The organism is uncultured Paraglaciecola sp. (genome assembly GCF_913020055.1).
GTDB lineage: Bacteria > Pseudomonadota > Gammaproteobacteria > Enterobacterales > Alteromonadaceae > Paraglaciecola.
The window spans coordinates 1-4,864 of record NZ_CAJWCF010000171.1; the positions used below are offsets into that span (position 1 = coordinate 1).

Here is a 4,864-nt window from a genome sequence, read left to right on the forward strand (position 1 = left end):
TCATGACTCCAGCACAGCTCGCTCAGGAAAAACCAGCATATTGTGGTTTTTTACTATCATCAATTTACTCTTATTGGCCGTTGTTATTGGTGTAGGTTACTGGTCTTGGTTGCAATGGCAAACACAAAACCAACAGCAATCCGACGCCTTAGTCACCAGTATCGAGCAACAACAAGCTAGTTTAGCTAAGCAGCAAAGCGACATCGCGCAATCCATTGCTGCTAATCAACTGGCAGAAGGTGAGTTGCAACAACAAAACCAAGCGTTACAAAGCAATATGCAGACTTTGCTAGAGCAACTGCAGCTGACAAGCGGGCAAGTGCAGGCCAACCAACGTAATTTGGCTGATGTATCGGGGCGTAGGCCAGCAGATTGGTTATTGGCCGAAGCAGATTACTTAGTGCGTATAGCAGGACGTAAACTCTGGTTGGAGCACGATGTAAAAACTGCCATCATGATGTTGCAGTCAGCTGATAGCCGCATTCAAGATTTAGACGATCCAAGTTTGTTGCCTTTACGAACTAATCTAGCTGAGGATTTATTGGCTTTACAGCAACTTAATCAAATTTCAATTAGCTCTATTGCAATTGCTTTAGGAGCCTTAAATAAACACGTAGATAGTTTGCCCTTAGCTTTTTTTGAAAAGCCTGAAGCCGAGGTCATTGATGATAGCGTCACAGAATCTATTGATGATTGGCGCGCAAATCTAGCCCGAAATTGGCGGGAAGCAACTAAACATTTTTTTAGTATTAAAAAGGTAACCACTGAAATAAAACCTTTTATGTCTGACCAGCAACAATGGTTAGCCAAAGAACAACTTAAGTTTGCCTTGTTACAAGCACAAGTTGCCGTATTACAAGAAAACACAAGCCTGTACCAACAGTCTGTAGAAACAGCACTTAGTGTATTAATTGAGTCTTTCGATACTGAAAAAGAAGCGGTAGTTCAGTTCACCGACAGTTTAAACAAGCTGCAAAAAACCGATTTTGAAAAGAACTACCCTGATCAATTTGGTGTTGCTCCCTTACTAAAAGACATAATCGAACAACGCCTCAATAGTCGTTTTGTGAACGGAAGCAACTAATGATGAGTCAACTAATTAGAATTTTTCTGGTGTTGGTTATCCTGCTTATTAGCGTGGTGATTGCCGCGATGATGTTTGATGATAGTGGTTACGTGATGGTCGAATTCAACGGCTGGGTAGTGGAGATGAATGTCTGGTCGCTTTGTCTATCGTTGATTGCTATTTTTGTTGGCTTAATGTTGATTAATTTATTGGTTAAATCCTCTTTAGCCGCTGCTTCTGGCTCGAAGAACTGGTTAGGTAATTGGGGCAGTCGTAAAAAACAAAAAGCCTTTACCGCTGGTTTACTGGCTTTAGCTGAAACTAATTATCTGATTGCCAGAGAACAGCTGCATAAAATCGAAAATGAAGATTTTGATGGGATCAATTTGTTAGCTGCAGCTGAAGCTGAAATGCAGTTGGGCCAACCAGAAGGCGCTAAAAATTATTGGCGTATGGCTGCCAGTTTCGAAAAGTCTGCACTGGCCGCTACTCTATGTTTAATTCGTGATGCCCTGCAGCATAATCGGTCAGATGAAGCCCTTAGACTGATTCAAAACCTAAGTGAAAAGCAACAAGCTCAAACACCGGTGCTAAAACTGTGGGCACAAGCATTAGGCCAAGCAGGTCATTGGCAAGAATTAAAAGACAAGTTAAAAGGTTGGAAAAAAGCACTAGGCAATGATTACGAACCCTTAATGCTACAGGCATCAAAAGGTAACTTTGCTGAAATCGCAAGTAAGGAAGGAGCCAGTCAACTAAAACAAAATTGGCAATCATTACCTAGATCTACACGTAAAGATCCAGCTCAACAAGCGGCTTATATTCAGCAGCTAATCGACCAAGGTATGCACGCAGATGCAGAACACGCATTAGTTGAGTATCAAGCGTCTTCGCCTCAACCCTTACTGCTACCCTTGTTTAAACAAATAAAATTACCTAATCCAGCAGGGGCTATCAAAAAACTTGAGAGTTGGATTAAAAAAGATGATCTGAATGTCGAACTGCTATCTACTTTAGGCCATATCGCGTTTAACGCAAACGACAAACAATTAGCAGAAAAAGCCTTAGCTAAAGCGATTAAATTAGCAAGTCGCAAGGAAGATTTAGTCTTGATGGCAGAGATAAAAGAATCACAAAACGACTCACAGCACGCATTGTTGTTATACAAACAAAGTATGGGCACAACTCATGTCCAACTTAAGGCTTAATGGTTGCGGCTAAATCAATTGCCTTTAGCGAAGTCATTGATGAAACAAATGAACCTAGTGATATGTTTGTTGTTTCTTTCGAGTCAATTACATTCAGCGCAATCTGCAACAGCCCCCGTATTTGAGCTAATAACCTTAGGTGATACGGGTGGTATTGAAGACGGTAATCTCAGTGCTTTTTTACTGCGGGTTATATCAGAACCTCATTATATTGCCCTAGACGCCGGCACCTTAGTTAATGGTATCAACGTAGCCCAGTCCAACAAAGCGTTTAAACACTTGCCAGTAAAGATAGATAACACCTTATCTTCAACAGGTAATATTTTGCATCACCACATTAAAGGTTATTTGATTAGTCATGGCCATCTCGACCACGTGGCTGGACTGTTGATTGCTTCACCAGATGACAATAACAAACCTATCTATGCGTTAAAATCCGTTAATCAGACGATGAGTGATACCTACTTCAATTGGCAAGCCTGGGCGAATTTTACTGACCGAGGTTTACCTCCTCTTTTGAAAAAATACCAAGTGATAGACTTAATCCCCCAACAAGCCATGAACCTAAAAGATACGCAATTGAGCGTCACCGCTTTCAGCCTGAGTCACCCCGGAGAGTCCACTGCTTTTGTGATTGAATATAAAGATAATATGTTTGTATATTTTGGCGACACAGGCCCTGACGAAGTTGAGAAACAAGGAAAGTTATCTGCCATATGGCAATATCTCGCCAAACAAATGCAAACCAAAACACTGAGAGGTGTGGTCATAGAAGTCTCCTACGCCAATCAACAACCTGACAATCTGTTGTTTGGTCATCTCACTCCAAAATGGTTAATGTCTGAACTAACCCACTTTCATGCTTTGTTGGACAACAAAAAAGCATTCAAAGATATGCAAATTGTCATAAGTCATATGAAATACAGCTTAAAAAATACGGTTGATCCTAAAGTGAAAATCAAACAGCAATTAGAACAACTGAATAAGCTTGGCTTTAACTTTATTATCGCCACACAAGGGCAGCGCATTGTTTTGTAGCCATGGGTAAAAGTATACGATTGGTCTGTTTGAGTAACTGGCAATTATCAAAAAACTCAGTCCGAACTCGTCACGCTTTTGGAAAGTCGTGTGTCTAAACACGTTCAAATGTAACGAATAACAAATAACAGTGGAAAAGATACGGTTTTTCATTAGAATCACCGCTCGCTTAATCAAGCGAATACTTTGCAAAAAGCACCCGTAGCTCAGCTGGATAGAGCGTCGCCCTCCGGAGGTAACGGACATAGGGCAAAATGGAAGTTGAGGGTAAAGGTCAAAAGCGTAAAGCTCGACCAGAAAAAATGTAAAGTGTAAAAATCACCACGCACCCGTAGCTCAGCTGCATAGAGCGCGGCCCTCCGGAGGTAACGGACATAGGGCAAAACGGAAGTTGAGGGTTAAGGTCAAAGACACAAAGTCTGACCGATGAGAAAAAGAGTAAAAATAGCGATGCACCCGTAGCTCAGCTGGATAGAGCGCGGCCCTCCGGAGGCCGAGGTCACAGGTTCGAATCCTGTCGGGTGCGCCATTTACTTCAAAATTGCCCGTTGCTCCCCGTGACTAAAATGTCCTTCAAATACAGCCCGTGACCTCACCGTGACCAAAGTCCTATTGGGCTTTCCGAAAAAGTGTCATTCGCATACAGGCGTCGTATCACCTGTCAAATTCGAAGAAGCATATTTTTTGGAACAACAGAATGTCTATTGAAAGTTGAGAAGTCCATTGACCTTCTGTGCCAAGTTGGTGAATATAAAAATTTTCACGTTCATTAATCATAGTGACAACACAATGTTTATCATCGATAATTAAATTGCTCTAATGACAAATAGCTAAGGTCCAACTTTCTATATTTTCCCTAGCGGTGAACGTACAACCTAACTGCTCATAACCTTGTTTATGCAACAATTGTATTGCTCGTAATAGCCTAATGGTTCGACGTAAAAACTTTGGTTCAATCATGTGTTATCCAAACTTAAAATATTTTCGATATTTGTCTTTTAAATTCGCCGAATCTCGATACAAGTCAACTCAGACCTTATTTACATAAAGTACAGTTTTCCACTCATATCCGTTTTTAACCCTACCCTTGTCCCATGCCGTAAACAATTGACTTAATTGAGTATTAACATCTTTAAAGTCAAAATAATGCTTATTCCAACCTAGGTCATGGTTCCAATAACCAACTCCCTGATCAAATCCCACACTGTATTTATTCCCATTTTTAAATGACAAGAGCAGCTCTCTTCTATGAGATATAGAGGCTTTGTCTTCATGAACATCCATATAAGTTGAAACCTTGACACCTTTTTTAAACCAGAGGTTAAATACTTCAATCATATATTCAATTGAGGACCAGTCGTGGTTAATAAGATTTCCCGTACCTTTCTTATCGGAAAACAATGTTTCAGATGATCTTCCCCTAAATCTGTAGACACTTTTTACTTAGAAACCGAAGTAAGGTAAAAAGTGTTATAAATAAAAAATATCCCGATGAATTTAAACAAGAAGCCGTTCGCCAAGTGGTTGAAAAAGGCTATTCCGTTCCTGATGT

At 40.6% G+C, this 4,864-nt stretch carries 5 protein-coding genes and 1 tRNA gene; 4 read left to right on the top strand and 2 right to left on the bottom strand.

Features of this window, described 5'->3' with window-relative positions:
- The 4 genes from QZ488_RS21090 to QZ488_RS21105 all read left to right on the top strand — a co-directional run.
- Positions 1-1,084, top strand: a 1,084-nt coding sequence (locus tag QZ488_RS21090) for a uroporphyrinogen-III C-methyltransferase (RefSeq protein WP_293752469.1), incomplete at its 5' end; no start/stop codon positions are given.
- Positions 1,085-1,086: 2 nt separating this feature from the next.
- Positions 1,087-2,274, top strand: a complete 1,188-nt coding sequence (locus QZ488_RS21095) for a heme biosynthesis HemY N-terminal domain-containing protein (protein WP_293752477.1) — start codon at positions 1,087-1,089, stop codon at positions 2,272-2,274.
- A 48-nt stretch (positions 2,275-2,322) separates the two neighbouring features.
- Entirely contained in the window at positions 2,323-3,312 is a 990-nt protein-coding gene (locus tag QZ488_RS21100; protein ID WP_293752471.1) for a 3',5'-cyclic-nucleotide phosphodiesterase, read from the top strand.
- A gap of 452 nt (positions 3,313-3,764) precedes the next feature.
- Positions 3,765-3,841: transfer RNA gene (locus tag QZ488_RS21105), tRNA-Arg, on the top strand.
- 287 nt (positions 3,842-4,128) lie between these two features.
- Here QZ488_RS21105 and QZ488_RS21110 read toward each other — a convergent pair.
- The gene (locus tag QZ488_RS21110) at positions 4,129-4,272 is read right to left on the bottom strand and encodes a hypothetical protein (RefSeq protein WP_293752473.1); all 144 of its coding nucleotides are present in this window, start codon (positions 4,270-4,272) and stop codon (positions 4,129-4,131) included.
- 69 nt (positions 4,273-4,341) lie between these two features.
- Positions 4,342-4,650, bottom strand: a complete 309-nt coding sequence (locus QZ488_RS21115; RefSeq protein WP_293752475.1) for a hypothetical protein — start codon at positions 4,648-4,650, stop codon at positions 4,342-4,344.
- Between the last annotated feature and the right edge of the window lie 214 nt (positions 4,651-4,864).

Bases quoted from the DNA above. Each gene is read 5' to 3' on its own strand.
- QZ488_RS21095 (WP_293752477.1), top strand. From the start codon at position 1,087: ATGAGTCAACTAATTAGAATTTTTCTGGTGTTGGTTATCCTGCTTATT.
- QZ488_RS21110 (WP_293752473.1), bottom strand. From the start codon at position 4,272: ATGATTGAACCAAAGTTTTTACGTCGAACCATTAGGCTATTACGAGCA.
- QZ488_RS21100 (WP_293752471.1), top strand. From the start codon at position 2,323: ATGAACCTAGTGATATGTTTGTTGTTTCTTTCGAGTCAATTACATTCA.
- QZ488_RS21115 (WP_293752475.1), bottom strand. From the start codon at position 4,650: ATGATTGAAGTATTTAACCTCTGGTTTAAAAAAGGTGTCAAGGTTTCA.